The sequence below is a fragment of the Fimbriimonadales bacterium genome (assembly GCA_035559795.1).
GTDB lineage: Bacteria > Armatimonadota > Fimbriimonadia > Fimbriimonadales > ATM1 > DATMAR01.
Genome location: DATMAR010000003.1, coordinates 193,593 through 218,071, shown reverse-complemented (window position 1 = coordinate 218,071; position 24,479 = coordinate 193,593). Strand labels below are relative to the sequence as shown.

Annotated in this window: 24 protein-coding genes and 1 tRNA gene; 18 read left to right on the top strand and 7 right to left on the bottom strand. The window is 46.8% G+C overall.

Annotation, left to right across the window (positions count from 1 at the left end):
• Nucleotides 1-7: 7 nt before the first annotated feature.
• The gene (locus VNK96_01615; protein HWP30412.1) at nucleotides 8-1,048 is read left to right on the top strand and encodes a Gfo/Idh/MocA family oxidoreductase; all 1,041 of its coding nucleotides are present in this window, start codon (nucleotides 8-10) and stop codon (nucleotides 1,046-1,048) included.
• Nucleotides 1,049-1,084: 36 nt separating this feature from the next.
• Complete coding sequence (gene prfA / locus VNK96_01610; protein ID HWP30411.1) at nucleotides 1,085-2,149, top strand: peptide chain release factor 1; 1,065 nt, start codon at nucleotides 1,085-1,087, stop codon at nucleotides 2,147-2,149.
• 96 nt (nucleotides 2,150-2,245) lie between these two features.
• Here prfA and VNK96_01605 read toward each other — a convergent pair whose 3' ends face one another.
• From VNK96_01605 to VNK96_01595, 3 genes are read right to left on the bottom strand one after another with little or no spacing between them, the layout of a single operon-like run.
• Entirely contained in the window at nucleotides 2,246-3,265 is a 1,020-nt protein-coding gene (locus VNK96_01605) for a GntG family PLP-dependent aldolase (protein ID HWP30410.1), read from the bottom strand.
• A complete protein-coding gene (locus VNK96_01600) occupies nucleotides 3,246-3,998 on the bottom strand; it encodes an alpha/beta hydrolase (protein ID HWP30409.1) in 753 nt (250 codons plus the stop codon). Before VNK96_01600 ends, VNK96_01605 begins: the two co-directional genes overlap by 20 nt.
• 27 nt (nucleotides 3,999-4,025) lie before the next feature.
• Nucleotides 4,026-5,288, bottom strand: a complete 1,263-nt coding sequence (locus VNK96_01595; GenBank protein HWP30408.1) for an aspartate aminotransferase family protein — start codon at nucleotides 5,286-5,288, stop codon at nucleotides 4,026-4,028.
• Nucleotides 5,289-5,413: 125 nt separating this feature from the next.
• Between VNK96_01595 and ndk the strand changes: the two genes are divergently transcribed.
• From ndk to VNK96_01570, 5 genes are all read left to right on the top strand, one after another.
• Complete coding sequence (gene ndk / locus VNK96_01590) at nucleotides 5,414-5,887, top strand: nucleoside-diphosphate kinase (protein HWP30407.1); 474 nt, start codon at nucleotides 5,414-5,416, stop codon at nucleotides 5,885-5,887.
• 139 nt (nucleotides 5,888-6,026) lie between these two features.
• Complete coding sequence (locus tag VNK96_01585) at nucleotides 6,027-6,551, top strand: hypothetical protein (protein ID HWP30406.1); 525 nt, start codon at nucleotides 6,027-6,029, stop codon at nucleotides 6,549-6,551.
• A gap of 499 nt (nucleotides 6,552-7,050) precedes the next feature.
• Entirely contained in the window at nucleotides 7,051-7,683 is a 633-nt protein-coding gene (locus VNK96_01580) for a HisA/HisF-related TIM barrel protein (GenBank protein HWP30405.1), read from the top strand.
• A gap of 4 nt (nucleotides 7,684-7,687) precedes the next feature.
• The gene (locus VNK96_01575; protein HWP30404.1) at nucleotides 7,688-8,008 is read left to right on the top strand and encodes a hypothetical protein; all 321 of its coding nucleotides are present in this window, start codon (nucleotides 7,688-7,690) and stop codon (nucleotides 8,006-8,008) included.
• 2 nt (nucleotides 8,009-8,010) lie between these two features.
• Nucleotides 8,011-8,295, top strand: a complete 285-nt coding sequence (locus VNK96_01570) for a hypothetical protein (protein ID HWP30403.1) — start codon at nucleotides 8,011-8,013, stop codon at nucleotides 8,293-8,295.
• Between the two features lie 23 nt (nucleotides 8,296-8,318).
• On the opposite strand, the gene VNK96_01565 is transcribed toward VNK96_01570, so the two are convergent.
• The 3 genes from VNK96_01565 to gatC all read right to left on the bottom strand — a co-directional run bounded on the left by VNK96_01565 (nucleotide 8,319) and on the right by gatC (nucleotide 10,184).
• Nucleotides 8,319-8,394 (bottom strand) — tRNA-Arg (locus tag VNK96_01565).
• Nucleotides 8,395-8,448: 54 nt separating this feature from the next.
• Nucleotides 8,449-9,894 carry an Asp-tRNA(Asn)/Glu-tRNA(Gln) amidotransferase subunit GatA gene (gene gatA, locus VNK96_01560; protein HWP30402.1) on the bottom strand — a complete coding sequence of 482 codons (1,446 nt, stop codon included), beginning with the start codon at nucleotides 9,892-9,894 and terminating at the stop codon, nucleotides 8,449-8,451.
• A 2-nt stretch (nucleotides 9,895-9,896) separates the two neighbouring features.
• On the bottom strand, nucleotides 9,897-10,184 hold the full coding sequence (gene gatC / locus VNK96_01555; GenBank protein ID HWP30401.1) for an Asp-tRNA(Asn)/Glu-tRNA(Gln) amidotransferase subunit GatC: 288 nt from the start codon (nucleotides 10,182-10,184) through the stop codon (nucleotides 9,897-9,899).
• A 259-nt stretch (nucleotides 10,185-10,443) separates the two neighbouring features.
• On the opposite strand from gatC, the gene VNK96_01550 reads away from it, so the two are divergent.
• The gene (locus VNK96_01550) at nucleotides 10,444-12,300 is read left to right on the top strand and encodes a DUF255 domain-containing protein (protein HWP30400.1); all 1,857 of its coding nucleotides are present in this window, start codon (nucleotides 10,444-10,446) and stop codon (nucleotides 12,298-12,300) included.
• 99 nt (nucleotides 12,301-12,399) lie between these two features.
• Here VNK96_01550 and VNK96_01545 read toward each other — a convergent pair whose 3' ends face one another.
• Complete coding sequence (locus tag VNK96_01545) at nucleotides 12,400-13,272, bottom strand: hypothetical protein (GenBank protein ID HWP30399.1); 873 nt, start codon at nucleotides 13,270-13,272, stop codon at nucleotides 12,400-12,402.
• Nucleotides 13,273-13,531: 259 nt separating this feature from the next.
• Here VNK96_01545 and pyrR point away from each other — a divergent pair, with 259 nt between their 5' ends.
• From pyrR to VNK96_01495, 10 genes are all read left to right on the top strand, one after another.
• Complete coding sequence (gene pyrR, locus VNK96_01540; protein ID HWP30398.1) at nucleotides 13,532-14,074, top strand: bifunctional pyr operon transcriptional regulator/uracil phosphoribosyltransferase PyrR; 543 nt, start codon at nucleotides 13,532-13,534, stop codon at nucleotides 14,072-14,074.
• Entirely contained in the window at nucleotides 14,062-15,054 is a 993-nt protein-coding gene (locus VNK96_01535; GenBank protein HWP30397.1) for an aspartate carbamoyltransferase catalytic subunit, read from the top strand. The genes pyrR and VNK96_01535 overlap by 13 nt, the downstream gene beginning before the upstream one ends.
• Nucleotides 15,051-16,388 carry a dihydroorotase gene (locus VNK96_01530; GenBank protein HWP30396.1) on the top strand — a complete coding sequence of 446 codons (1,338 nt, stop codon included), beginning with the start codon at nucleotides 15,051-15,053 and terminating at the stop codon, nucleotides 16,386-16,388. Before VNK96_01535 ends, VNK96_01530 begins: the two co-directional genes overlap by 4 nt.
• A 399-nt stretch (nucleotides 16,389-16,787) precedes the next feature.
• A complete protein-coding gene (locus VNK96_01525) occupies nucleotides 16,788-17,753 on the top strand; it encodes a COX15/CtaA family protein (GenBank protein HWP30395.1) in 966 nt (321 codons plus the stop codon).
• Nucleotides 17,754-17,897: 144 nt separating this feature from the next.
• Complete coding sequence (gene cyoE / locus VNK96_01520; protein HWP30394.1) at nucleotides 17,898-18,890, top strand: heme o synthase; 993 nt, start codon at nucleotides 17,898-17,900, stop codon at nucleotides 18,888-18,890.
• A 17-nt stretch (nucleotides 18,891-18,907) separates the two neighbouring features.
• Nucleotides 18,908-19,558 (top strand): cytochrome c oxidase subunit 3, encoded by a 651-nt coding sequence (locus tag VNK96_01515; protein ID HWP30393.1) that lies wholly within the window; start codon nucleotides 18,908-18,910, stop codon nucleotides 19,556-19,558.
• Nucleotides 19,559-19,565: 7 nt separating this feature from the next.
• Nucleotides 19,566-20,177 (top strand): SCO family protein, encoded by a 612-nt coding sequence (locus VNK96_01510; GenBank protein ID HWP30392.1) that lies wholly within the window; start codon nucleotides 19,566-19,568, stop codon nucleotides 20,175-20,177.
• Entirely contained in the window at nucleotides 20,174-20,599 is a 426-nt protein-coding gene (locus VNK96_01505; GenBank protein HWP30391.1) for a DUF420 domain-containing protein, read from the top strand. The genes VNK96_01510 and VNK96_01505 overlap by 4 nt, the downstream gene beginning before the upstream one ends.
• Before the next feature lie 143 nt (nucleotides 20,600-20,742).
• Nucleotides 20,743-21,393, top strand: coding sequence for a cytochrome c3 family protein (locus tag VNK96_01500; protein HWP30390.1), 651 nt, complete (start codon nucleotides 20,743-20,745; stop codon nucleotides 21,391-21,393).
• Between the two features lie 28 nt (nucleotides 21,394-21,421).
• Nucleotides 21,422-24,478 carry a TAT-variant-translocated molybdopterin oxidoreductase gene (locus VNK96_01495; GenBank protein ID HWP30389.1) on the top strand — a complete coding sequence of 1,019 codons (3,057 nt, stop codon included), beginning with the start codon at nucleotides 21,422-21,424 and terminating at the stop codon, nucleotides 24,476-24,478.
• Nucleotide 24,479: the final 1 nt, after the last annotated feature.

Sequence of the window (24,479 nt, the reverse complement as noted above, 5' to 3'; positions counted from 1 at the left end):
AGACGAAATGGATCCATTGCAATGGAAAATCCCCGAAGAAGAACTCGCTCCGAAATTGCCGAAAAATTCCGATTACGGGATCGGCATTCTCGGTTGCGGGGAAATCGTCAACCTCGCGCATTTGCCCGCTTATCGTGCGGCAGGATTAAACGTCGTCGCCTGTTATGATCTTCGAGAAGAGGCGGCGAAACGAACTGCAGAAAAATTCAACATCCCTAACGTATGTAGAACCCTCGATGAGTTATTAGAGAGAGAAGATGTTCGGATTGTGGATATTGCATTCCACATCGAAGGCAGAAAAGAGGCTATCGAAAAGGCGGCGAAAGCGAAAAAACACATCTTAGTTCAAAAGCCCATCGCGAATACGTTACAAGATGCCGAACACATGATTGCCATCGCAGAAAAACACAATGTAAAAATTCAAGCGAATCAACAAGCCCGATGGGCTGGCGTTTATCTTCTTTTGAAAAAATGGGTGCAAAACGGCGCAATCGGGTCGCTCAATTTCATCCACTTCGACGTTAGAGGCTGGCAAGACGACCCGCAGACGTGGTACGTGAAAATGCCGAATTTCACACTTTGCGATCATGGCATCCACTACTTCGACCTCGTTCTCTATTTCGCAGATAAAGAACCGCAAAAAATTGCCGCGATGCAAACAGCTTTTCCTGGCCAAGTGAGTGTCGCGCCTATGCTTTACGGGGCGTTGATATTTTTCGAAGAGGGTCTAATGGTGTGTCATACATTTCACAACAAAGTAGAGATTCCTAACCCATGGGAATTCCGCGTCGTTCTCGATGGTGACGAGGGGGCGATTTTCTGTGACGGCTCGAAAGGGATTTTGCGAAGAAAAGACGGGACGTTCATAGAGCAAGAGCCGAAATCGCGCTGGTTTCCCGATGCTTTTCTCGGTCCTATGGCGGATTTGATGGACGCTATCGAGGAGGATCGAGAACCTGCTTGCTCGGGTCGTTCTAATCTCCGAACATTGCGTCTTGTTCTTAGTGCACTGGAAAGTGCAGAAAAAAATACCGTAGTGTTTCTTTAGTTAGGAAGGCAACAGGTATAATTTAATTCGAAAAAAATGTGGGAAAAACTCGAAGAAATCGAAAAGCGTTATGAGCAGATTCAAGAAGATCTCCAAAATCCAGAGATCGTCTCGAATCTTGCGAAACTAAAAGAACTGGGTCGAGCAAATGCCGAACTCGAACCCATCGTCACCACTTATCGCGAGCTCAAGAAAAAAAAGCGTGAACTCGAACAAGCGAAAGCCCTGTTGGAGGATGCAGACGAGGGGATGCGCGAACTGGCGCAAAAAGAAACTGAAGAAATCAAGGCCTCCATCGAACAATTAGAGGAAAAATTGAAGCAGATGCTTCTGCCGAAAGACGTAAACGACGAAAAGGGAGCAATTATAGAAATCAAGCAGGGTACAGGGGGGGATGAAGCCGCTCTATTCGCTGCCGACCTCTTTCGTATGTACTGTCGGTTCGCAGAACGCAAAGGATGGAAAGTGGAAGTCATCGAATTGGTGCCCACGCCGATAGGGGGTATTTCGCACGTATCGTTCGCTATCAACGCGAAAGGGGCATATTCTTTGTTGAAGCACGAAACCGGGGTTCATCGTGTGCAGCGTGTTCCGAAAACAGAAGCATCCGGAAGAATTCATACGAGTGCGGTTTCCGTAGTCGTTATGCCGGAAGCGGACGAGGTGGATGTCACGATTCGTCCTGAAGATTTGGAAATCGAAACCTTCCGTTCGAGTGGAGCGGGGGGGCAACATGTGAACAAGACCGAATCCGCCGTGCGGATTCGTCATAAACCGACGGGAATCGTCGTGAGTTGTCAAGACGAGCGTAGCCAGATTCAGAACCGAGAACGCGCAATGCGAATGCTTCGAACGAAACTTTACGATATGCAGCGAGAGCAAATCGAAAAAGAGCAGGCGACGATTCGCCGCTCCGTAGGCATCGGCGACCGTAGCGAAAAAATACGTACGTACAATTTCCCTCAAGGTCGTGTTACCGACCATCGCATCGGCTTGACTCTCTATAATTTACAAAGTTTTCTCGATGGGGATATGGACGAGATGCTCAATGCTCTCATGCAACACGAGCAGGCACAAAAACTCGCTGCCGCTTCGGCATAAAACCCCAGTAGGAGCGCGCCGTAAGGCGCGAATTTTTTTAACTATTAGTACAAAATCTTTGACTTTCCCCCCCCCTGTGCATTTGAATAGAGAGTTTCAACAAGCAATCTTTCGAAATACCTCAATTGCATAATATAAGCCTTCGTCGTCTACATTACGATGGAAAACGCAACGCAAGCGATTTTTTCCCGAAGGCAAGCACCAAACACCCTTTTCCCATAATTTCATTTGCCATTCTTGCGCAGGCGAATCTGTATTGATCATCACGATATTCGTTTGCACCTCCTCCGGGGCAACAGAAATCCCGGGCAAGCCGCAGAGCGATTCCGCAAATTCCTTCGCTCGACGATGGTCCTCTTTCAAACGCTCTACCAAATGGTTCAACGCATAAATTCCGCATGCCGCTAAGATTCCTGCCTGACGCATTCCGCCCCCCATCCGCTTTCGATGAATTCTCGCTGTCTCTATATATTCTTTCGTTCCGACGAGCATAGAGCCGATGGGACAGGAAAGCCCTTTACTCAAACAGAACATTACGGAATCCGCGTATTGTGCGATTTCCGAAGCCTTCACACCGAGAGCAGTCGCCGCATTGAATATTCTCGCCCCATCTAAATGAATTTTTAATCCATTCTCGTCAGCAATGCCTCGATACGTTTTCATCAGTTCCAGCGGAATTACAGCCCCCCCTGAACGATTGTGCGTATTCTCTAAGCACAAAAGTTTCGTTCCCGGGGTATGGATGCTCTCTACGGTGATTCGCGAGCGAACCAAATCGGGCTCCATAATCCCTCGATTTCCGGGAATCGTCCATGTAACTACACCGCTTATTGCTCCGGGTCCGCCCGATTCGTTGTATACGATATGAGCATCTGCTTCGACCAAAATCGCATCACCGGGCTTTACCCAAGAACGAATTCCGATTTGATTTCCCATCGTTCCGCTGGGAACGAAAACAGCCGCTTCTTTACCGAGTCGTTCCGCCGCCAGGCTTTCCAAAGCCTTAACGGTGGGGTCGTCTCCTAAAACGTCGTCACCCAACTCCGCTTTAGCCATGGCTTCGTACATTTCGGGAGTAGGTTTCGTAACTGTGTCACTACGCAGGTCTACATGCATATTCAAAAACCTCGGAAAAGAAATCGAGAGAGCGTTGAAGAATTTTTTCGAACGTTTCTAAGGAAAACGAATGCCATTCGTCTTCGAAAATTACGAGTTCGGCTTTCACTTGGCAAGACGTCAATGCTTTATACAATCGGATGCTCTGTTCCGGTAAGACGACATCGTCTTGCATCCCGTGGAAAATCAAAAGAGGGGCTGCGTTTTCATCTACGTGATATAAGGGACTCGCCTCTAACCAAAGTTCCTCGTTTCCTTCGAAAGGCTTTCCCATGTATTGAGAAATGAAATCGAGAGAAATTTTCGGATGCTTTTCGTTGGGATGAGTTAAATCCGTCAAACCGCAAACATCCACAGCCGCATTCACTCGTGTATGCATACCGTTTATGGGAGCATCGCAAACGGCAAGCATTACCGCAAAATATCCTCCTGCGCTATTTCCTATTGCGCCGATTTTTTCCGGATGAATTTGCAAATCGTTCGCATTCGTGCGCAAATAGGCGATGAAGGCTTGGCAATCTTCGACAGCAGCGGGATAGGTGTGCAGAGGTGCGAGTCGGTATTGTGGGCAAAATGCAGCGAAACCGTTCTCTGCGAAAAACTGTGCAACAGGGCGCATATCCGCTTTGTCTCCGCTTATCCATCCCCCCCCCGTGAATGCAAACGATTGCAGGCGATAAACCGCTTTCGGTCGAACGAAAACAATCGTATCGCAGATTGCGCCCAGGTTCACGGATGTATATCTCGTCGAGTAAAACTTTCATTCTTCGAGTACTGTAGTTAAAAGCGACGAAGTCTCCTTTACCGCCTCTGCGAAAACCTCGCAAGCACGTTCTACCTGCTTTTCCGTGATCACGAGAGGCGGCTCGAATCGTATCACGCGTGGATTGTTCAATGTGTAAGCGACGACGACTCCTCGCTTCACCATTTGCGCGATGACGATTTCCGCAACATCGTCCATTTTGAATTCCACACCGATCATCAATCCTTTCCCGCGTACTTCCGCGATAAGGTCGGGATGCGACTCTCGCACTTTTTCCAAACTGCGCTTCATCGAATCTCCTAAAGTCGCTGCCTTTTCACACAAGCCTTCCGATTGAATCACTTCGATCGTCGCCAGTGCGCAGTTTGCAGCCAAAGGGTTCCCTCCGAAAGTGCTCGTATGAATCAAGGGATTTTCGCCGAAAAACTTTTCCCAAACTTCTGGCGTTCCCATGAAGGCGCCGCAAGGGACAACCCCGCCTCCCATCGCTTTCGCAAAAGTCGCTAAGTCGGGAGCGATTCCCGAATGTTCCATGGCGAACATTATTCCGGTTCTTCCGAAACCTGTTTGAACCTCGTCCAAAATGAGCAAAATTCCTTTCCGATTACAAATTTCACGAACTTTCTTCAAATAGTCAGGGGGGGGAACATGAATTCCCGCTTCCCCTTGAATCGGTTCTAAAATGATTGCCGCAGTATGCTCATCGATTTCCTTTTCTAAAGCGTCGCTATCCCCGAAAGGAACGAAGGAGAATTCAGGCAAGAGGGGCTCGAACGGCTTTTTGTATTTCTCCCTTCCCGTTGCGGAAAGAGAACCCATCGTCTTCCCATGATAACCACCGATGGTGGAAATGATTTTTTCTCGCCCTGCAAAAGCGCGCGCAGCCTTTAGTGCTCCTTCTACAGCCTCAGTGCCGCTATTGCAGAAAAAAGAATAACTCAAATTTCCCGGTGTGATTTCTGCCAATTTTTCCGCTAAATCAGCGACGGGTTTGCTGAAAAATGCTTTTCCCGAAAGAGGCATCGTATCGAGCGCCTGTTTTGCGGCTTCGATGACTTTGGGATGTCTGTGCCCCACGCTGAAAACACCGTATCCACCTAAACAATCCAAATATTCTTTCCCTTCGCTATCGTAAATCGTGCATCCTTCCGCGCGAACCTCCACGCCGAGACCCGCAAACGAAAGAAGTTTTTGCAAACCCGGATTGATATAACAGCGGTATTTCTCGGTTACTTCTTTGAGGAGGTCGTTTTTTCCCATCGGTCAATCGTCTCTTCCTCATTCCATTATGGACGAAGAATACGGACGAAAGCGAAAGACTTCGTATCCTGATAACGAAAAACATTTTCTCGGAATAAAAAGCGTGTTGATTAAAAGAATGAGAAATGACAATGTGTAACCCTATCGAAGCGGAGGGTATCATCCCCCATCGCATGGGAGAAAAGGAGCGGACGCTCGTACTCATCAAACCGGATGGAGTCAGGAGAAAACTCGTTGGAGAGGTCATCAAACGTTTAGAAGCGCGTGAACTCACGATTGTCGGATTGAAACTTCTTCATCCCGAAAGAGAACTCGTGGAGACGCATTACGCCGAGCATCGAGAAAAGCCGTTTTTCGGGCATCTCGTCAACTACCTCACTTCAGGAGCGGTCGTCGCTCTTGCTGTTGAAGGTGAGAATGCGATTCAGGCAGTAAGAATCATGATAGGTGCCACGAATCCTGCCGAAGCAGCCGCAGGGACGATCCGAGGCGATTTCGCGCTGACTATCGAGGAAAACATCGTCCACGGAAGCGCTGACCGAGCCTCTGCCGAAAAAGAACTCGCAATCTGGTTCTCGGACGAGGAACTGATATACTGAAGAGGAACTGATATAGAGGAACTGATATATTACGAAAAAGGATTGATATAAACACAGCCTCGAATCCGTCTTTGAAGATACGCTACAATCACACATCCCGGCAGGAAGCCGGGAATATCACACCCATAGGAGGAATCGAATGAAAGGGTTGCTCGGTTTTGGACTATCTTGTCTTTTTGCGCTTTCTGCCTTTACGCCTGTGTTCGCTCAGAGACGTGAGGAAATGTGGAATGAAGCGCAAACGATGCTCCGTGTTGGAGCGTTCATTCCGTTAGAAGACGAAATAAACGATATACAAGAGGTTTGGCTCAATGTCGGAGGAGACCTCGAGTTCCTTGCGTTTCACATCATTCCGAAATGGAACACCGTTGTTTCGCTCGATTGGTTCAGTCACAATTTCGGGGAAGACAACAACGCGATTCCGTTGATGATAAATCAGCGTATTTATAGCGGTGAACTCGGAATGCGTCGTTATATCCAATTCGGAATAGGTCCAGTATTCACGGATTTCAAGCCCTCCGATACGGTTTTCGGAGTTCGCGCTGGTGTCGGAATGGAATTTACCGACAACCTTTTTGCCGAAGCGATGTTTTATTGGACAGACGAAACGGACGAAGGCATTAGCGTGACTGGTGTAACCGTTTGTGCCGGGATGCGTTTTTAGACGATAATTAAAAAACACAAAACTATCGCAAGACGGTAGCCGCAAGGCTTAAATTTGCGTTTCTTTTTTGGGCACTGGTCCACTTTCGTTCTTTACTCAGAAGAAACGAAACTATGGTTCTCTCCTTACAACTGGTTCCCCTCGAGCGAAGCGAAGAGGGGGAACCTCTAAGGAGGGGGTGATATACTCGAGTGTGTTATCCCCTGGTGGAATTTTTCGAGATGACTTTGCATTTCTGATTCGAAAGTTTAGTTTTATAAACCCCGTAGGCTTCCTCCTGTTTTAGCAAAGGGGACTGATTTGACGAGAAAGTCTTGGTTTTCGGTTTTTCGAATTTTCATTTTGTAATTACCCCCTCCGTAAGGTTCCCCCTGCTGTGCAAGGGGAACCATGAAAATATCGAAAAAGATTTCATGTACTACATTGTATTTATCGGACTCTTTCTTACATAGAACACAAAATAAGGTTAAACTCATGTCACTAAGAGAGAACTTATTTCATGAATTGGATTCCGAGTTTAATTCTCGCCCCGGAAAAAGTCGAGCGTTTTTTAAAAAGCGCAGAGAAAAATTTCTCTCCGCTTCGTTCCCCTTCGAACATCGCGTTGCATGTCGAAGAGCCAGACGCTTATAAAACTGGCGCGCCACAAAATATCGAACTTCTTCATCGGCTTTTGAATGCCTCCCTTCTGCCAGTGCATTACGCTGGCGGAGTCTCGACGGTTCACATTGCCGAGTTGCTTTTCACGCTCGGGGTTTCGAAAGTGGTCTTAGAGGCAGTTCACTTGACCAAGCCGGAGCGCGCAGCGCATTTCGTGGGACGCTTCGGAGAAAATTGCGTTCCCCGTGTCAGGGAGCGGGATTTCCCAAGTAAAAAATCTCTTTTCGAGACCGTGGATTTATTCAAAAAAGCCGGCTTTTCTCGCATAATCTATAAGTTAGAAGGCACAAAACCTATAAACGATACGCAACGAACGATGAATCGTTTTGCTGATGCTTGGGGAAGTCCCTGGTGGTTAGAAGTTCCTTTCATAGATAGTTTCGATTGCAACGCCGAGGCGTTGAGCCGCGTAAATATCGAGGCAATCATCGCACCAGTCGAACGGTTTCTCGGGGCGAAGAAAATGAAATAACCTTATGGAAATCTTTCGAGACTTTTTGAACAATTTTGTGGTGCAAATCCTTCTTGGCATCGGAGTAATGGTGTTTATCATTATGCTCGGGAACGCAATCGCAGACTTCTTTTCCAAAAGAGAAAAACGATTGGATAAAAAGTTCACTGAAAATTTAAAAAAAGAGGCATCGCAAGACATTTCGAAAATGCGTGAGGAAATAGAACAATTACGAGCGACTCTTCTCGAGCACTCTCTCAGTCTCGAAAGCAATTTAGAGTCGTTGCGACATCGAGTGGAACATCTCGAGAGAAAATCGCGAGAATTGGAATTAGGAGAAAGGTAAGCATGGATTGGAGCGCGGTTGCGATTATTTTTATTATTTTCGGAATGCCTGTTCTTATTCCAATAGTCGCTATCTTGCTTCATCATCGCAGAAAAATGTTAGAACTTATGCAAAAAAGCGAAGGCTCGACGCGTGAACTTTCTCGAGAAATGGAATCCCTACGAAAAGAATTGAAAGAATTGAAAACCACCCTTCTCGAACATTCTTTGAGTCTCGATAACAACGTCGAAAATTTGCAAAAGAGATTGGCGCATTTGGAAAATCGTAAAGATCTGCAGGATTCTTGAAGGACGAACAGCACTCCTAAATATGGCGCCCCCGACAGGAATCGAACCTGCGACCCGCTGCTTAGAAGGCAGCTGCTCTATCCGCTGAGCTACGGGGGCTCATGAAAAGTTTACCGTTTACGACCTCACCGCTTGAAAGTTATGCCTTGAAAATTAGCAAGGTGCAATTCTAACTTTCGGCAGAATGCTTTCCATCCCCAACGCTATAGAAAACAACGTTTCCTCGTCGAAAGTGTCCGCAATGAGTTGCACTCCTACCGGAAGACCATCGCTGAACCCGGCAAAGAGATTAATCGCAGGGAACCCCCCGATATTCGCAGGAATCGTGCAGTAATCCGCTAACTTCATGGCAAGGGGATCGGCGATGCGTTCACCGATTCTAAATGCTGGTATAGGACTAGTCGGTGCTAAAAGCACGTCGTACGTTCGGAACGCCTCTCGTAATTGCTGTTTGATTACCGTGCGTGCTTTGTGTGCTTTTGCATAAAACGCTTCATAATAGCCAGCCGAAAGAACATAAGTTCCGATCATGATCCTTTCTTTGACTTCTTTTCCGAACCCTTCGGAACGAGTGAGCTTCATCATTTCTACAGCGGTGGTTGCAGGGACGCGGAGGCCATAACGAACTCCGTCGTAACGAGCAAGATTGCTGCTCGCTTCTGCAGGCGCAATGATGTAGTACGTTGAAACGCCTTGACTAATCATCGGAAGCGAGATTTCTTCAACTTCTGCGCCTTCTTTCGTAATAAGTTCTATCGTTTCTTTAATTACTTTCAAAACCTCAGGCGAAACCTCTTCCGATACCAACTCTTTCGGCACTCCGATTTTTCTACCTTTGATTTGCGGAGTTCTCGCCACTTGTGCATTGTATGGTGCATCAACTGTTGTCGAATCTCGAACGTCTCTTCCCATCGCCGCTTCGAAAGCGAAAATTACATCTTCTACGGTTCTTCCGAAAGGACCGATTTGGTCGAGCGAACTGCTGAATGCGACTAAACCGTAACGACTAATTCGCCCGTATGTCGGTTTCAATCCGACGACGCCGCACAACGATGCAGGTTGTCGAACACTTCCCCCCGTATCGGAACCGAAAGCGATGGGAACGAATCCAGCCGAAACGGCAGCAGCACTTCCTCCACTGCTCCCCCCCGGTACCCGTTCCAGGTCCCATGGGTTACGCGTGATTTTGAATCCGCTGAATTCCGTGCTCGAACCCATAGCGAATTCATCCATGTTCGTTTTCCCCACGAGCACGGGATTGCTTCGTTTGAGTTTTTCGACAAGAGTGCTTTCGAAAGGTGGAATCCAATTTTCGAGAATTTTCGAAGCGCAAGTCGTTCGAATACCTTTCGTAACGATGTTGTCTTTTATTGCGATTGGGATTCCTGTCAAGAAGTCGCTTTCGCCTCTATTGATTTTTTCTTGAGCCTCGCCTGCATTTTTGTATGCGATTTCTGTGGTTAAAGTGAGAAATGCATTGATTTTCGACTCGCACGATCCGATGCGCTCCAAATGGCTCTCTAAAAGTTCGCGAACGCTGATTTCTTTTGCGTCGAGCCTTGCGCGCATTTCGGATGCGCTGAGGGCGAAAAGAGACATCTTTATTCGATAATCGTAGGCACTAAGAACAACCCGCAATCGGCTTGTGGCGCAGACGCTAAAGCCTCATCGCGCTCTAATCCTTCTTCCGGCTCGTCTTCTGCCCAGACATTGCTCGATTCCACCGAATGCGAAGTAAGCGGGATTCCTGCGAAATCTATTTCTTGTAGGCTTTCGAAATGCTCCAGCACCTTATTCAAATCGGCATGCATAGCCATAAGTTCCGTATCGGAGAGTTTCAACCTTGCAAGTTCACCGAGGTGCCGGAGTTCCTCTAAGGTTATTGCCATGAGTGGATTTTACCTTCAATGTGACTCTCTATATGGGATGGATGAATTATGGGAGTCGCCACGTTGCCTCTTATTTTTTATAGGATTTTCCTGTTGGCTTTCGATATTGAACTGACTAATTGGGGTTACCGATAGTGATTAAGATGAAGAGCAGAAAAAGGGTATTACCCTTCCAAAGAGCTGGTGAGTTTTTTATTGAATAATCTCGATTCGGAGGTGGTGCGGGATAATTAAAGCGGCTACTGCCAAAATCCAGAATATGCGGGCGCATTCTAAGTCTCCGAGATTTACCGTCGTTACGAATTTGCTCGTAATCATCGTGCTCTTCGGAATAGGAATACGACTCGCTTCGAAATATCTCCCCGAGAGACAGCCGAATAGGTTAGCCATCGAGTATGGGGCGTATGTAAGAAGCGGCTCGCATCATCAAGTGAATTGGTATGCCTTCTCTCCAGAACCTTTCGAGATTGCGAAGAAAAACAATATGCTTATTTTTTTGGAAATCGGGAGCACCCTTTCTTCTTCGAGTTTATCCCTAACGAAGAACGCATTCGAAGACGGAGACGTGATTCGTTTGTTGAATAGTCATTATGTTTCGATACGTGTGGATATCAACGAATTTCCGGCAATCGCTCTTGCGGTGAGTCTGAATACACCGTTGCTTTACAGCAGTGAAAACTCTTTGATTCTCGTACTCACACCCGATGGAAAAATCGTAGACGAAAAATTTTTGAGACCGTTTCCGAGGGAGACGACGCGCGATGCATTTATTGATTTTTTGCAGAATTACGCGCGAGAGTGGGCGCACAATCCGGATTCTCTGCGCAAACAAGCAGCATCCATCGAAAAAGCACGTGCGATGCGAGTGTACACCAATGCTAAGCCAGGATTTTTAGAAAGGAGCATAGCAGAATTTTATTTAGATGCACTTTTGAAACATGTTGACGTTTCCACCATAGAGTCTCAAACGCATGCATTGCCCATCCGAGCAGAAGTTCCCGAGTTGTTATTCGAATCCCATGATGAGAGAGCATTGCAGAATTTAAAAGTTTGGTTGCTTCGTTTGTGCTCTTCTGCTGTCTACGACCCTATTCGGGGGGGATTTTTCCACTTTGCCTACGAGCCGGGTTGGAGGCAGCCGAGGTTCGCCAAATCTACGAGTAGCAGTCTTCTTTTAGCGAGTATTTACGCTCAAGCGGGGTCTGTTTTCGATGCGCCTTTGTTTCGTTGGATTGCGAAGCAAACGATGGATTGGGCTTTAGACTTCATGTTGGATTCGGAAACGGGTTTGTTTTGTGCAGGGATTGCGACGGACGAGGATTTTCAAGAAAAAATTTCGGTGTACGAATGGGAATCCGAATCGCTCACGGGAATTGCAGGAGAAGTATTCGAAATCGAGGGGAATGCAGCGGTCGGGGCGATTCGATTGAAGGGAATAAGAGAATATAACGCCGCCGTAAGTCGCGAGCAAGTCGAGAGAATACAACGAGCCATTCTACAGTTGCGCTCCAAAATAGCCTCTATTCGACTTCCCGAAAAGGATGAAGGTGTTTATTCGGATATTAATGGAAAATCCATTGCTTCTTTATTTATCATCGCGAGCACGTTGAAGGATGAAGAAGCGGTTAAGAAGACGAAAGAGATTTACCATCGCGCAATGCAGGTTTTCGTGCAGCCTATCGGTGATGTCGTGCACGCTCCTGAAGGAAGAGCACGAATTGCATCTTACTTAGGGAGTTATGTTTGGATGGCTCGAGCGGCTATCGAGTGTTATCGAGCGACCGGTGACGATTCCGCATTGAACGATGCGAAACGCATTACAGATAGAATGTTGGAATTGTTCGAACATCCAGGGGGGGGATTCATCACGTCTTTGCCCTCTGCATTCGATTTCGCTCCCTTCGTTATGGAGAATCGCAACATCGTAGACGAATTTGATGAGAGTTTGAATGCATTAGCGGCGAGGAATTTGCTGGATTTGAGGATGCTTACGAATTCCGAGAGATATAGCAAAGCTGCGCTTGCAACTCTGAGCGCATTTGCAGGAAGCGCTCCGAGATTAGGAATTTGGACGGCAGGATATATGAGAGCAGTTTTCGAATATTTCGAGCAATAGAATCTATTTGCCTTCTTTCGATTTTTCCTCAAATTCCTATTTGGGAAAGTCCCTTTAGGAAAGGAGGAGGCGATTTTTTTGATGCTTTCTAATAAAAGTTTATTTTTTTAGGCTAAACCAAAAGCCTAAAGAAAGAGCCAATATGCAAAATATGACGACAGCGAATGTCATGATCTTTTCGTTGCGATTGAGTTTGAAATTGCCAATATTAGCGAGGAGAATGGAAAGGCTTATGGGGACTAAAGCAGGCAGAGTGTTCAGTCGAATGCCCCAAAGAGTGTAACCTCCCCAAAATAGCACGACCCACAAATAGAGAACCAATGCTGGCACTAAAGCGAAGAGCGTCGCTCGAGCATTTAACTCGAAACGATGAACAACGCAGAAGAACATGCTCAAAAATAACAAATCGGCAGGTCCTATGAAAGCAGCAGGAGTCGCGACACCGAATTCGGGAACTTTGTAGGCAAGCGCTTCGAAAGCCATTCGCCCCCCCGGAGTTCTAAGAATCTGCTGAACTGTTCCGAAGGGCATCATCGTTACGATAATGTCTACCGTCGCTAAAACGAAGGCTACAGGAATAAGAAGATTTTTGTCTTTGATCAGTTTTGCCATGAAAACACCCAGCGCGCCAGACCATAGGATCGTTCCTAAACCCGAAAATGCAGTTCTCATGGCAATGTCGAATTTCATCATTTGTTCGCTTTCGGTGTCTTTAGGAAAAGGGAAGAGCGATGCGCCGAGAACACATAGAATTCCGAATATTAAAAAAATTACGAGACTTTGCGAACTCCATCGCAACGAATTTGTATAAAACAAAAGGAAAACAGGCAGGGAGACGAACCATGCAGAGGAGAGGATTCTCCCGAAGGTCAGCCATGGAATCGGAACGGGAATAAACGGGACGAGGAGGGTGGTAACAAAGAGAACGATGGCCAGCAGAATGATGATCGAGAGCGCCTTTTGTTCCTTCATCGTGGGAAGAACTTTACCCGATTTTTCCCCATAAAGGCAAGGGGGGGGCTACTTCATTAAAATTGCATAGCCATTCGTGGGTGCTCTTTATAGTCTTAGGGGGGGCTTTTGTGTCTAAGGCTTGTGGAATTTTATCCTTGCGGATGGTTTTTTCGACTAAGGAGCGTCGAGCCAGAAAAGGCTCAATAAGAGAACAAGGTTTTTAGGAAGGAAAACCGCGTGTTAAGTGAATCCCAAGGGGTGTTATAATGAAGTAGAAATGGCTGAAGTTCGGCTCGATGCTGCGGATATTCGGAGGACTTTGGGGCGTATGGCACATCAAATCCTCGAATATTGTAAAGGGGCGGAAGATCTCGTCGTAGTCGGGGTTTTGCGCAGAGGTTTTCCGGTCGCAAAGCGCCTCGCATTTTCCATGACGCAAATCGAAGGAGTCACCATACCTTGCGGAAGCCTCGATGTCAGGGCTTATCGAGACGATTTACCTCCTCAAGCGGAAATGAAAGACGAAAGCGAAATTCCCTTTTCTGTAGAAGGCAAGACTGTTTTGCTCGTGGATGAAGTCATCCAAACGGGACGCACGATACGAGCGGCACTCGACGCGTTGTTTCATCATGGAAGACCGAAAAAGGTTCTTTTGGCAGTTTTAATTGACAGAGACGCTCGAGAGTTGCCAATTCAGCCCGATTTTGTGGGTAAATATTTGGAGGTTTCTCCCGAAGAAAAGATAGAAGTGCGATTGGGTGAAAGTGAATCTGAGGAAGCCGTAGTGGTTACGAAAGGAACAGCATCATGCATCTTTTGAGCATTCGTGAACTTAGCACTGAACAAATTCAGGAGATTCTCGCATTAGCGAAGGAACTTAAACAAATTGCTCTCTCCGGAGGAAGCCTGCCGGATTTGTCGGGTCGTGTCGTGGGAATGCTATTTTTCGAAAACAGCACTCGAACTCGAGTAAGTTTCGAACAAGCAGCGCGAAAACTTCGAATGGATGTCACTTCATTCGGGATTATGGGGAGCAGCATGGCGAAAGGGGAGACGTTGAAAGATACCGTTCTCACTTTGAAGCATGAAGGAATTGACAGTTTAGTAATGCGACATCATGCGAGCGGTGCGCCTTATCTCGCTGCGCGTTTTTTCGAAGGACCCGTCATCAATGCAGGGGATGGGATGCATGAACATCCTACGCAAGCACTTGCAGATGCTTTGACGATTATCGAGAGCAAAGGAACGATACAAGGGCTGAATGTCGCCATCGTCGGCGATGTACAGCACAGTCGCGTTGCGCGGAGCAACCTTTGGCTTTTATCGAAATTGAATGCGAATGTTCGATTAGTGGGTCCTCTAACGCTTATGCCGCGCCATACCGGAATGTTGCCTGCTTCGGTGCATTACGACTTGATGACAGGAATCAAGGATGCGGATGTAGTCATGGCACTACGCTTGCAAAAAGAGCGCATGAATTCCGGATTGATTTCGAGTCTCGGCGAGTATGCATCGTTGTATCAAATCAACGAACGTTCGCTTAAAGCGGCGAAACCGGACTGCATCGTAATGCATCCGGGTCCGATTAATCGCGGATTGGAGTTGGACGATCGAACTGCAGATGGCAAACATTCCGTTATTACTCAACAAGTGGAGAACGGAATTTTTGTTCGAATGGCAGTGTTTGTGACGGTCTTTCGAGAAAAGTCTTCAGTGGAAAAAACGACGAAGGTGAGAAGATTGCACTCTGAAACACAAAAAGAAGAACAAGCACCTGCGATGGGGAAGAAATCATCATGAAAGTGGTTTTGCGAAACGGCAGAATCCTCGACCCTTCTCAGAATTTGGATGTTGTCGGTTCGGTAGTTATCGAGAACGACCAAATTACGGAAGTCGGGGAAAAAGTGAGGGAAGAAGATGCGGATGTCGTTTACGATTGCACCAATCTCTGGATTACTCCGGGTTTAGTGGATCTTCACGTTCATCTGCGAGAACCCGGATTTTCTCACAAAGAAACCATCATTACCGGAACGCAGGCAGCCGCTGCGGGAGGATTTACCACCATATGCTGTATGCCGAATACGAACCCCCCCTTGGATAATCCGGCTTTGATTGATTTCATCCTCGATAGAAGCGCATCGCCAGAAGCGGGGGGGATTTTCGTCGCACCCATCGGAGCGCTAACACGGGGGATGGATGGTGAGCATCCTGCCGATTTAGCGGCGTTAAAACGGGCGGGCATCGTGGCGGCGAGCGATGACGGTTTTCCCATTCAGAGTTCGCAAGTTTTAAGAAGATGCATGGAGATTTGTCACCAATTAGATTTACCAGTCGCAACGCACTGCGAAGATAAGACATTGACGGAGGGGGGGAGCATGAATGAAGGCGCTGTCAGTGCAGTTTTGGGATTGAAAGGGATACCACGAAGCGCTGAAGAGATTCACGTAGCGAGAAATTGCATGCTCAGTCTCGACACGGGATGTCCGTTACATATTTTGCATGTGAGTTCTTGGGGTTCGGTGGAAATCATTCGACAGGCGAAGGCACTTGGCGCACCGGTTACCTGCGAGGTTTGCCCGCATCATCTCGTTTTGACAGACGAACAAATGGTTCCCTTCGATACGAATTGGAAAATGAATCCCCCTCTGCGCACGCAACTCGATATCGAGATTCTCTTGCAGGCATTGACAGGGGGGGATATAGATTGCATCTCCACGGACCATGCGCCCCATGCGAAATACGAGAAGGACGTTCCTTTCGAAGAGGCTCCTTTCGGAATAGTCGGTTTGGAAAGTGCGGTGGGATTGATATTGACTTTCGTGACCCACAAAGGTTATTTATCACCTCTCGAAATGATAAGAAAAATGAGCACGCGACCTGCGGAAATTTTCCGTCTCGATGCAGGTACTTTAAAACCGAGTAGAACCCCTGTCGCACAGGTTGCGGTCATCGACCCCGAAGTGGAATGGGTTTTCGATGTGAATAAGACTTTCAGCAAAGGGAAAAATAGTCCCTTACATGGAATGAGATTGAAAGGGAAAACGCTTTTGACATTTAGCGGAAACGAAGTATATCGAGATGCGTTATGGGACGAATCTCGCTTGCAGATGGGTTATCCTGTCGGCCGTAAGTAATAAATCGGAAGTGTATCGACTTTACGACATTTATAATTCGCACCCCAATTGTTGTATTGCCCCGTTTTCATCGTAAACGCGCTTTGGGTACCGTATCTTCAAGGCAAAATTTGGATCTTTCAGGCATTATCGAATACCGGTTCCCCTTTGAGCGAAGCGAAGAGGGGGAACCTTTAAGGAGAGGGTCAATAAAAATGCTTGTTGCTTGCACAAGGGGAACCGATTTGCAAATGAACATATAACCTTTTCTATGGTTACCTATGCGAAAGTAAAAATGGACGAGCACCTTGAACGATTCGCTTCCCCGTAAGTAAGGAACGATTTGCAACCTTTGAAGTTTATATGATTGCGTCTCATTGCATAAAGTCGAAGCTCTCGTTTATACTATTACTAAGTTCGATGAAACGCAATAACTTCGTGAAATTCGCCTACGCGGTATTAGGTTATAACGTTTTGGTCATTCTTTGGGGAGCATTGGTGAGGCATACGGGGTCTGGAGCGGGATGTGGAAGTCATTGGCCTCTATGCAATGGTGAAGTCATTCCCCTTTCTCCGAGGTTGGAGACGATAATCGAGTTCGTTCATCGTTTGTCGAGCGGCATTTCACTCGCGCTCGTGCTGGGATTGGTCATTTGGTCGTTCGAAGCGTTTCCGAAAGGTCATGCCGTAAGAAAAACAACAGTTTTTAGTTTGTTGTTTACGTTAGTTTCTGCGGCTGTTGGCGCTTGGTTAGTTCTCGCTGGGTTGGTGGAAAAGGACGATTCTCATGCTCGAGCGATTACATTAGCGTTGCATTTAGTGAATACTTTCTTCTTGTTGGGTTCGCTGACGTTGACTGCGTTGTGGGGGGGCAATGAGGTCGAGACGTCTTTCGATAAGAGCCGTAGGAGTATCGGATGGTGGTCTTCTATCGCTCTCTTAGCGACGATTTTTGCCGGGATGAGCGGCGCTGTTACTTCCCTCGGAGACACCTTGTTCCCCCCCGGCTCAACCGCGGAAGTGCTCAGAGAGGGCCTTTCGCCGACAGCGCATTTTCTCATTCGTCTACGACTATGGCATCCGTTTATTTCGATTGTAGCAGGGGTTTCGTTGTTGATTTTCGTCGCATTGATTCACGAAAAACGTTTGGGGGGGGCTATTCCTTATGCTCGATTTGTCGCCACGATTTTAGGATTGCAGGTATTGCTCGGTTTCGTGAGTACTTGGCTTCGCGTACCGATTTGGATGGCGATGACTCATTTATTTCTTGCGGACATTCTTTGGATTGGATTGGTGATAACGACCGCCAAGGCTTTAAGCGGGAAAGAAATAGCACCTAAGCAGGTTGCGGAAGAAGTTCTTGTGAAACAGCCGACATCTTCATGAGCGATTCGCTTGGGGGAAGCGGGATTTCATTCATTACCCTGTTAAACCCTCGTTAACCCTCGTTTGTGACACTCGTTCCCAAACTCTGTTTGGGAACGCATGTCTGAATTAAATTTTTGATGTCCCAGTATAATAGCGCTTCAGATGCCTGAAGCGGATTCCACCCTGGTAGAACGTGAGAGAGGCTTCGTCTCTTCTGATTATCTTGAGCAGTCTTGCGAAGTTGTTGCCAATAGAGGAACAACCGCGCCTGCGGAAATCCTCGAAAGAGGAAAAAGGCATTTATTTCTTTCGAAAATCAGTGACTACTTGGCTCTCAGTAAGCCGAGAGTTACCCTTTTAGTTTGGCTATCGACTGCTGCGGGAATCATCTTGGCTGGCGGCGCTTCCGGGAGCATCGTCTTTCACACTCTTTTAGGTTCATGGCTCGTTATTGCGGCTGCGAACGCTTTGAATCAAGTTTTGGAAGTAGAACCGGATTCTCGGATGGAACGAACTCGAAATCGCCCCCTACCTGCCAAAAGGCTGAGCATAAAAGAAGCGACATGGGTTGCTGGAATTTGGGCTGTTATCGGGCTTTTAGAACTTGCGTGGTTCGCAAATTTACTTACGGCATTGCTCGGATTTGTCTCCATCATTCTTTATGCGTTCCTTTACACACCATTGAAAAGAAAGACGCATGCTTGCACGGTTATAGGCGCTATACCCGGAGCAATCCCCCCCTTGGCGGGATGGGTCGCCGTGCGGGGGTCTATTGACCCGTTTGCTCTTGCTTTATTCGGGGTGCAATTCCTTTGGCAGTTTCCGCATTTTTGGTCTATCGCTTGGCTATTGCGTGAAGACTACGAAAAAGCCGGATTTCGTATGTTGCCTTTTCCGAATGCGAGTGGAGAGCAGACCGGCTTGTGCGCTAGTCTCTACGCATTCGGGATGTTCGTCATGAGCCTATCATTAGTATTTTTCGTGCAAAATTCATGGATATACTTTCTCGGAGTCTGTTTGATAGGTGCTTGGATATTCGCGCAGTCTGTTTGCTTTTGGCGGATACCCGATTCTCATCACGCACGACAGTTGTTGAAAGCCACGGTACAATATTTACCGCTCTTTTTGATTTTGACGATTTTGACTCTTTACTAAAAACGTAAGGAAAAGTTATGCCAGAAGCCAAACCAAAAAAATTAGGAACAGGTGAAAATATGGGTGGGGGCTCTAATGGAGGTAATGGCAGCAGTAATGGCGAAGGCGGTTTCCCCTCCCCTTATTCCATGGAAATGGCGCGAATGGGAATGTGGGTTGCGCTCATTTCCCTTATTATGTGGTTCGGCGCATTGGCAATGCTTTATTTTTCTCGAATAGATGAAAAACTCGATTATCCTTTCGTTCCGCCTAAGATTCTTTGGCTGAGTACTGCATTGCTGTTGGCAAGCAGCGTTCCTTGTCAATTAGGTTTACTCTCTATTCGAAAAGGGGATAAAGAAGGACTGCTTCGTTTTTTTTCGTGGACTTTATTCATAGGGTTTTTATTCATCGTAAGTCAGTCGATTGCTTGGTATCAGATATGGTCGGAATATGTTGCAACGGGACAAATCGGTAGAAAAAATCCTTTTACAGGTTTGTTCTACATCCTCACCGGTGTCCATGCAGTACACATCTTAGGCGGAATCGTTTGGCTTGGGATTGTTCGTAATATGGCGGCGAAAGGTATTTTCAGCGAAAAGAGGCATTTGGCGGTTTATCTCAGCACAATGTATTGGCATTTTATGGATGCGGTTTGGGTGCCGTTTTTCATTTTGATAATGATATGATAACGCTATGAGCGGGATAAGAATTTTGATTTGGTTGAGCGCGACTCTTGCAGTGATATGCGCAGCAGGGCTTTATTCCGTCAACACGCTGATTCATCAGAAAAAAATAATAAAAGAGGAGACTCTTTCAAACCTTGTGCCTTCATTTACGCTTACCGCGCATACCGGTGAAAAAATTTCGAATGAATCTTTGCGGGGATATGTTTGGATCGCGGGATTTTTCTTTACGAAATGCCAAGGCATTTGTCCTTTACTCGAAGAAAACATGAAAACGATTCAAGAAGCGTTTCGTAATCAAGGGAAAGTGAAAATTCTTTTATTTAGTGTCGACCCAAAAAACGATACTCGAGAGAGATTGGCGCAATTCGCCAAAAAGATTGGCGCGCTCGATGGGAAATGGTATTTCATTTTCGGTAAACAAGGAGAAGTCACGGAATTATCGAGAAAAGGTTTCCTCTTAGGGGCAACGGAGGTTCCTGGAGAAATTTTGCACAGTGACCGCTTCGTGCTGGTAGATGAACGAGGTTTCATTCGAGGATATTACAAAGGAACAGAAGAGGCGGAAATCCAAAAACTCATCGAAGATACGAAAAACTTACTGCGCGGCGAGAAGCCGTGAGGCTGGAAGATTTACCTACTCTCAATGCGATTCTCAACACCACGAGTGCAATTCTCCTTATAACGGGATATTTCTTCATTCGAAATAATAGGGTCGCTCTTCACCACTTCTGCATGATAAGTGCTTTTATCGCCTCCACTCTCTTCCTCGTGAGTTATTTGACCTATCACTTTCAGGTTGGAACGACCCGATTCGCAGGGGAGGGGTTCGTCAGAACAATTTATTTCCTGATTTTAGGGACCCATACCATTTTAGCCATCCTCGTGGCTCCGATGGCTTTGATAACCTTATCTAAGGCATTGCGAGGGAGGTTCCCCCTTCATAAGAAAATAGCCCGCTGGACCTTACCGATTTGGCTTTACGTCTCAGTGACAGGGGTGATCGTTTATCTGATGCTTTACCATTTTTATCCCTCACGATGAAAAAAATCATTGTATTTTGCTGTCTGGGATGGTATTGTAAGGAGACTTTGTGAAAAAATTCACAAAGACGCAGACTGCACGAGACAAGTGCGGTTTCTTTTTGGAGTTTCGTGGGAGTTCAAAAATGACAGGAAGGTATCAAAGTGCCTCAGATTTTTCCTGAAAGCGCCAATGTCCTCGCGAAGGCGAGTTTGCCAGGGGCAGGGCTTCTTTTGATAGCGGTCATTTTAGTAGGGGCTAACATAACCCCTTACACTCATGATTTGAACGTTGCCCTCGACCAGCCTGCTCCTTTCAGCCATATGCACCATGTAGACCAATTGGGCATTGACTGCCGCTATTGCCACACGACCGTCGAAGAGTCTCCTTTTGCCGGTATCCCCGCCACAGAGACATGCTATACATGCCACTCCCAGATTTGGACGAACAGCCCATTGCTCCAAGTCGTGAGAGACAGTTACGCAACGGGACAGCCGATGGAATGGAATCGAGTGAACATCGTCCCGGATTTCGTTTTCTTCGACCATAGCATTCACATCAAAAAAGGAATTAGTTGTGTTTCTTGTCATGGAAACATTGACAAGATGAATTTAACCGCTAAACAAAATGCATTTCAGATGTTATTTTGTTTAGATTGCCATCGAAATCCAGAAAAAAATCTTCGTCCTTTGAGCGAAGTGTTCAACATGAAATATCAACCCCCTCCGAATCATGAAGCACTCGCTAAGGAATTGATGGAGAAATACGGCATAGAAAAAACTGGTTTGACGGATTGTTGGGTGTGTCACCGATGAAAAAAATCGCATATCACGGAGATGACGAATGTCTGAGCAAAAGTTTCTAAAAGACGAAGAAAATAATCAGGCATTGGATATCAATGATTTAAGGGAACGGCTTTCTCAGAAAAACGGTAAAGCGTATTGGAGAGGTTTAGAGGAAATTGCAGAAACCCCGGAGTTTAAAGAGTATTACGAAAGGGAGTTTGCGCGAGGAACAGCGCCATGGAATGCAGAAATAGACCGTCGCAGTTTTTTGAAAGTGATGGCAGCATCGCTTGCTATGGCTGGGTTAGGAGCATGCCGTCCTCAATTAGCGGAAAAAATAATTCCCTATGTAAAAGCTCCTGAAGAAATCGTTCCCGGAAAACCTTTGTATTACGCAACTGCCGTAACCTTCGGCGGTTATGCAACTGGCGTTTTGGCTGAATGTTACGAAGGGCGACCTACGAAAATCGAAGGTAATCCCGACCATCCCGCGAGTTTAGGAGCGACAGATGCATTTACGCAAGCGACATTGTTAGGACTATACGACCCCGATCGGTCGCAAGCCATCGTGAACGACGGAAGAATCGTCTCTTGGGATGAATTCTTGCAGGCGATTCGATTAGAAATGCAGCGTCAACAAGTAATTCGAGGAAGAACGCTGCGAATTCTAACGGAAACTGTAACCTCACCGACTTTGGCGAATCAGATACGCACGTTGCTTCGACAATATCCCGAGGCGAAATGGCATTGCTATGAGCCGGTCAACCGTGACAATGTGCGATTAGGAGCGAAACAAGCATTCGGAAAAGTCGTAGATGCGGTTTATCGTTTCGATAGAGCGGACGTCGTGCTTTCTTTGGACTCGGATTTCTTGTTCTGCGGACCAGGAACCGTTCGTTACACGGGAGATTTCACCGATAAAAGACGTGTCCGCTCCGAGCAAAAGAAAATGAATCGTTTGTACGTCGTCGAGAGTACGCCGACGCTGACGGGAGCGATGGCAGATCATCGTTTGAGCATGAAGGGGGGGGATATTCGAGATTTTGCGATGGCGCTCGCTCGAAGATTAGGCGTGAATCTCGTAGGGGGGGACGAATCCTCTTTCGGCGAAAAAGAACGAAAATGGATTGAGGCATTAGCGAAAGATTTAGAAAACAACCGTGGAAGGAGCATCGTCATCGTTGGAGACAACCAACCATCTCACGTGCATGCTTTGGCACACGCGATAAACGATGTTTTAGGAAACAACGGCAGCACAGTGGAATTCATAGAGCCTGCCGAAGCGAATCCCGTCAATCACATGGAATCGCTGCAAGAACTCGTCAGCGATATGAAGAACGACCTTGTAGAGGTCTTAATAATCTTAGGCGGAAATCCCGTTTACTCGGCTCCGGTAGATTTGGAATTTTCGAAACATTTAGAGAGTGTTCGCTTGCCGATTCATGTGAGCGTCTACGAGGACGAAACATCGGAAAAGTGCAAATGGCATATTCCTCTCACACACGAATTCGAAGCATGGAGCGACGCGCGTGCGTACGATGGCTCGATTTCGATTATTCAACCTTTGATTCAGCCGCTTTTTTCTGGGCGCTCCGCTCATGAAGTGCTTTCTGCGTTGTTGGACGAAAAGCCACGGAATTCGCTGGATATCGTTCGAGAATATTGGGAAAAACAAACGCCAACAGCGAAAGAAGATTTCGAGAAGACCTGGCGGAGGTGGCTGCACGATGGAATCATTCCAGAAACGAAATCTCCTATACAAAAGGTGTCGTTAGTATCGAATTGGCAGAAAGCGTTCGAAACTCTCCCCATAAAGGAGAAAAAGGGATTCGAGATTCAATTTCGACCTGATTCTACGATTTGGGACGGAAGATTTGCGAATAACCCATGGCTCCAAGAACTTCCTAAGCCGATTACGAAAATCACATGGGACAATGTGCTGTTTATGAGCCCGAAAACCGCAGAGAAATTAGGGATCAAATATCATCCCAGCGGGTGGGGGCAAGGGACAATTGTGCCGTTAGTCGAGTTGCGTTATCGTGGACGGAGTTTGAAAAACATTCCCGTTTGGATTATGCCGGGACAGCCGGAAGACACTCTAACGGTAAGTTTGGGATATGGAAGAACAAGGGGGGGGAGAGTCGCTGCGAAAGTAGGGTTCGATACCTACAAACTCCGAACCACAACAGCACCATGGATAGATGAGGGGGCAGAAGTCATCCCCACGTCATTGCGGTATCCCATAGCGACCACGCAATACCATTACTCTATCGAAGGTAGACACCTGGTGCGTCCGGGAACTCTCGAAGAATTTATCCAAAACCCCGCGTTTGCGAAAGAAGTTGACGAACATGTAGAAGATGTCTCCCTTTATCCGGAAAGGGAATATAAAGATTATGCGTGGGGGATGGTGATCGATACGACGGTATGCACGGGATGCAATGCGTGCGTCATCGCTTGTCAATCCGAAAACAACATTCCTTCGGTCGGAAAAACGGAAGTTTTACGAGGACGAGAAATGCATTGGATTCGTATTGACCGTTATTACGAAGGAAAAGACCTCGATGAACCTCAGTTTATCTACAACCAACCCGTACCGTGCATGCATTGCGAGCGAGCACCTTGCGAAGTCGTTTGCCCTGTCGCTGCCACCGTGCATAGCGGTGAAGGTTTGAACGAGCAAATATACAACCGATGTGTGGGAACTCGGTATTGCTCGAACAACTGTCCCTACAAAGTGCGGCGATTCAACTTCAAACAATATACGGACAATCACACGCCGATTTTGAAACTGATGCAAAACCCGAACGTAAGCGTACGCGGTCGTGGTGTGATGGAGAAATGCACCTACTGCGTGCAAAGAATCAATGCGGCTCGAAAAACAGCGAAGAAGGAGAATAGAAGAATCCAGGACGGCGAGGTCGTGACAGCTTGTCAACAAGCATGTCCCGCAGGAGCGATTATTTTCGGTGATATTAACGATTCGAAGAGTCGAATAGCAAGACTGAAGAAAGAACCACATAATTACAGCATGTTGAGGGAATTGAACACAATTCCGAGAACGACTTACTTAGCAAAACTTAGAAATCCGAACCCCGAACTCGAAGAAGCATAAC

Bases quoted from the DNA above. Each gene is read 5' to 3' on its own strand.
- VNK96_01515 (HWP30393.1), top strand. From the start codon at position 18,908: ATGCCAGAAGCCAAACCAAAAAAATTAGGAACAGGTGAAAATATGGGT.
- cyoE (HWP30394.1), top strand. From the start codon at position 17,898: ATGCCTGAAGCGGATTCCACCCTGGTAGAACGTGAGAGAGGCTTCGTC.
- ndk (HWP30407.1), top strand. From the start codon at position 5,414: ATGACAATGTGTAACCCTATCGAAGCGGAGGGTATCATCCCCCATCGC.
- VNK96_01510 (HWP30392.1), top strand. From the start codon at position 19,566: ATGAGCGGGATAAGAATTTTGATTTGGTTGAGCGCGACTCTTGCAGTG.
- VNK96_01575 (HWP30404.1), top strand. From the start codon at position 7,688: ATGGAAATCTTTCGAGACTTTTTGAACAATTTTGTGGTGCAAATCCTT.
- VNK96_01530 (HWP30396.1), top strand. From the start codon at position 15,051: ATGAAAGTGGTTTTGCGAAACGGCAGAATCCTCGACCCTTCTCAGAAT.
- VNK96_01585 (HWP30406.1), top strand. From the start codon at position 6,027: ATGAAAGGGTTGCTCGGTTTTGGACTATCTTGTCTTTTTGCGCTTTCT.
- gatA (HWP30402.1), bottom strand. From the start codon at position 9,894: ATGTCTCTTTTCGCCCTCAGCGCATCCGAAATGCGCGCAAGGCTCGAC.
- VNK96_01595 (HWP30408.1), bottom strand. From the start codon at position 5,288: ATGGGAAAAAACGACCTCCTCAAAGAAGTAACCGAGAAATACCGCTGT.
- VNK96_01545 (HWP30399.1), bottom strand. From the start codon at position 13,272: ATGAAGGAACAAAAGGCGCTCTCGATCATCATTCTGCTGGCCATCGTT.
- VNK96_01605 (HWP30410.1), bottom strand. From the start codon at position 3,265: ATGCATGTAGACCTGCGTAGTGACACAGTTACGAAACCTACTCCCGAA.
- VNK96_01580 (HWP30405.1), top strand. From the start codon at position 7,051: ATGAATTGGATTCCGAGTTTAATTCTCGCCCCGGAAAAAGTCGAGCGT.
- prfA (HWP30411.1), top strand. From the start codon at position 1,085: ATGTGGGAAAAACTCGAAGAAATCGAAAAGCGTTATGAGCAGATTCAA.
- pyrR (HWP30398.1), top strand. From the start codon at position 13,532: ATGGCTGAAGTTCGGCTCGATGCTGCGGATATTCGGAGGACTTTGGGG.
- VNK96_01550 (HWP30400.1), top strand. From the start codon at position 10,444: ATGCGGGCGCATTCTAAGTCTCCGAGATTTACCGTCGTTACGAATTTG.
- gatC (HWP30401.1), bottom strand. From the start codon at position 10,184: ATGGCAATAACCTTAGAGGAACTCCGGCACCTCGGTGAACTTGCAAGG.
- VNK96_01495 (HWP30389.1), top strand. From the start codon at position 21,422: ATGTCTGAGCAAAAGTTTCTAAAAGACGAAGAAAATAATCAGGCATTG.
- VNK96_01615 (HWP30412.1), top strand. From the start codon at position 8: ATGGATCCATTGCAATGGAAAATCCCCGAAGAAGAACTCGCTCCGAAA.
- VNK96_01535 (HWP30397.1), top strand. From the start codon at position 14,062: ATGCATCTTTTGAGCATTCGTGAACTTAGCACTGAACAAATTCAGGAG.
- VNK96_01525 (HWP30395.1), top strand. From the start codon at position 16,788: ATGAAACGCAATAACTTCGTGAAATTCGCCTACGCGGTATTAGGTTAT.
- VNK96_01570 (HWP30403.1), top strand. From the start codon at position 8,011: ATGGATTGGAGCGCGGTTGCGATTATTTTTATTATTTTCGGAATGCCT.